This window comes from Aerococcus sp. HMSC10H05, assembly GCF_001806975.1.
Lineage (GTDB): Bacteria > Bacillota > Bacilli > Lactobacillales > Aerococcaceae > Aerococcus > Aerococcus viridans_B.
Genome location: NZ_KV786956.1, coordinates 1 through 3,447 on the forward strand (window position 1 = coordinate 1; position 3,447 = coordinate 3,447).

Annotated in this window: 2 protein-coding genes; both read left to right on the forward strand. The window is 39.5% G+C overall.

Translation table 11 applies throughout. The annotated features are described in order from the left end of the window. Positions 1-254 precede the first annotated feature (254 nt). Positions 255-713, forward strand: a complete 459-nt coding sequence (locus tag HMPREF3116_RS01750) for a CtsR family transcriptional regulator (RefSeq protein ID WP_070467276.1) — start codon at positions 255-257, stop codon at positions 711-713. Positions 714-730: 17 nt separating this feature from the next. Further along, positions 731-3,268: an ATP-dependent Clp protease ATP-binding subunit gene (locus HMPREF3116_RS01755; RefSeq protein WP_070467279.1), complete on the forward strand. Its 2,538-nt coding sequence runs from the start codon at positions 731-733 to the stop codon at positions 3,266-3,268. Positions 3,269-3,447: the final 179 nt, after the last annotated feature.

A 3,447-nucleotide genomic window follows, 5' to 3' on the forward strand; every position in this document is an offset into this window, starting at 1 on the left:
CAAACTCTCTGTTTTAACAGAGAGTAGTTGATTCGAATAATGATTGGGGTATATTTTCTTAATATGAGGGTGGCGTAAGGATTTTGGTAAACAATTTCTTTACGTCGCCCTTTTACTATCTAAAAGTGCGATATTTCAAGGGTTTCACGTTAAATATCAAGCTTTTGAATTGACTAAATCAATGTGGATATCGTATGATATATTTAATTAGTCAAACTTAGTCAAAATAAGAATCAGACTTGAGGTGATAAATAATGAAAAATAGAAATATGTCTGATATTATTGAATCTTATTTAAAGCAAATCTTACAACAAGAAGAACATGTTGAGATTAGCCGTAGCGAAATCGCCGATCAATTTCAATGTGTACCATCTCAAATTAATTATGTTATCAACACGCGATTTACCCCGCAAAAGGGATATATTGTAGAAAGTAAACGTGGTGGTGGTGGCTATATCCGGATTATGAAACTGGAAATTGTCGAAGAAGCAGAATTAATTGATGCCATGGTCGACCTTGTCCACCAAAAAACGAGATTACAAGATGCTACTGCCATCATTCAAAATTTATTAGTCAATAAGATTATTACCGAAAATGAAGCACAGATTATGCATTCAGCAGTTGATAAGGAAGCCTTAGGTAAAATTGTGAATGCTGATGAAGTACGGTCATTGATTTTAAAATCAATGCTTGTGAAGCTGAAATATAGGTAACCAGATAGGAGGACCTTATGAACGAAATTTATACAGAGAAAGCAAAACAGGCCTTATTGTACGCTGCTGAAGAAGCCAAACAATTTCGTCATAAAGCCATTGGAACAGAACATTTGTTGCTAGGACTTTACCGTGAACCTGAGGGGGTTGCGCATAATGTGTTAGTTGACCACTTGCCAAGTTACGAGGCTGTGAAGGAAGAAGTTGAATTTGTCGTCGGTTATGGCAAGGATGAGGTCTCAGATAGTCCGTTAGATTTAAACCGTGTGGTGTATTCACCGCGTTCTAGAAAGGTCTTATATATTGCGGGTGAAGAAGCACAACGTCAACAGGTGACTTTAGTCGGAACTGAGCATATTTTGCTATCTCTAATTGCAGACCAAGTATTAGCAGTTCGAATTCTAAGAAACTTGGATGTAGATATTGAGAAATTACGTAAAGACATCTACCGTTCAATTGGCCAGCGTCCACCCGTACGTAACCGTAGTAATGAAGATAGTACTAAACAATCAAATCGCGGTAGTAAACGCCCACAAAGCGTAACACCAACCTTAGACGCTTTAACGAGAGACTTAACTGAGCAAGCGCGTAATGGGCAATTAGACCCAGTGATTGGCCGTAAGAAAGAGTTACGTCGTATCATGCAGGTTTTAAGTCGCCGTACGAAGAATAACCCTGTTTTAGTTGGGGAACCAGGTGTTGGGAAGACTGCCATTGCTGAAGCAGTGGCCATCGCCGTTGCGAACAATGATGTTGTTTCTACCTTAGCCAACAAACGTGTAGTATCACTGGATGTTGGTTCACTTGTTGCTGGGACCAAATACCGTGGAGAATTTGAAGACCGTGTAAAAAACTTACTTGAAGAAACAGAAAAAGCTGGTAACGTCATCTTGTTTATTGACGAATTACATAGCTTAATCGGTGCTGGTGCAGCAGAGGGGGCTATTGATGCTTCCAACTTAATGAAACCGGCTCTTGCACGTGGTCACTTACAAGTAATTGGCGCAACGACCTTAAATGAATACCAAAAATATATTGAAAAAGATGCAGCCTTAGAACGTCGTTTTGCTAAAGTACTGGTAGACGAACCTAGCGAAGCGGATGCTATTGAAATTCTTAAAGGTATCCGAAAAGATTATGAAAAATTCCATCGAGTGAAGATTACAGATGAAGCTATTGAAGCTGCTGTTCGTCTAGGTAACCGTTACATTGCTGATCGTTTCTTACCAGATAAAGCGATTGATATTATGGATGAAGCTGCAGCAACAGCGCGTTTAGACAATGGCGATAAAGACACTACCCAACAAACCATTTTAGGTATTCGCAAACAATTAACAGATTTAGAAGAGTTGAAGAAGCATTATGTGAATACCCAAGAGTTTGAAAAAGCAGCAGGTGTTCACCAGCAACAACAACGTTTAAGTCAAGAATTATTCGCCCTACAAAACAACCCACAAGTTGCTCAAGAAGAGTCGTTTGATATTGAAATTGACAGCCAAAACGTAGCGGATATTGTGGCTATGTGGACAGGTGTGCCAATGCAACAGCTTACGCAAACTGAAAACCAAAAGCTGATCAATCTAGAAGACCATTTACACAAACGTGTGAAAGGTCAAGGCGAAGCAGTGAGAAGTGTTGCGCGTGCAGTTCGCCGTGCACGGTCAGGGATTAAAGATCCGAATCGTCCAATTGGCTCCTTCATGTTCCTTGGACCAACAGGTGTTGGTAAAACAGAGTTAGCTAAAGCGTTAGCTGGTGAGATGTTTGGTTCAGAAAATAACATCATCCGTTTAGATATGTCTGAATATATGGAAAAATACTCAACGAGTCGAATGATTGGATCAGCACCAGGTTACGTGGGCTATGATGAAGGTGGCCAATTGACTGAACAAGTGCGACAACACCCATACTCAGTTGTATTATTCGATGAGATTGAAAAAGCGCACCCGGATGTGTTCAATATGTTATTACAAGTTTTAGATGATGGTTATATTACGGATTCTAAAGGTCGTAAAGTGGACTTCCGCAATACAGTGATGATTATGACTTCTAATTTAGGTGCTACTGCTATCCGTGATGATAAAAATGTCGGATTTGGTGCTAAACAAGCAACAGATAGCCATGAAGAAATGGATAGTCGTATTCGTAAAGAATTAAAAACTGCTTTCAGACCGGAATTCTTGAACCGTGTGGATGAAATTATTGTCTTCCACACATTAGAAGAAGCACAAGTCGTTGAAATTGTACAGAAATTTACTACAGCTCTGAATAAATTATTAGCAGAGCAGGGTGTGAAATTACGTGTTACACAAGCAGCGAATAAAGAAATCGCTAAAATAGGCTTTGATAAAGAATATGGTGCTCGACCATTGCGTCGTGTGATCCAACAGAAAATCGAAGACCCAGTGGCTGAAATGCTAATTGCTGATAAAATTTCTGAGGGTGATGTTGTGACAATTGGTGCTCGTCAAGGTGAATTATATATTCGGGTAAAACACCCTGACGGCCAAGAAGAAAGTAATGACGTGAAAGACTTGATTGGTATAGGTCAATAAGCTTTCGCAACAAGTCGTATGCGGAAGGCGAGACAAAAGTCGGTTACAATTGACGTACTGGACCAAAAGTCGAACAATAACAAAATGTGATTGGCGCATTATGGGCAGTATCGAACAATGCTGACTTTTGAAACTTGACGATAAACATTTTTATATAGCAAAGAGAGGCTGAGATATTT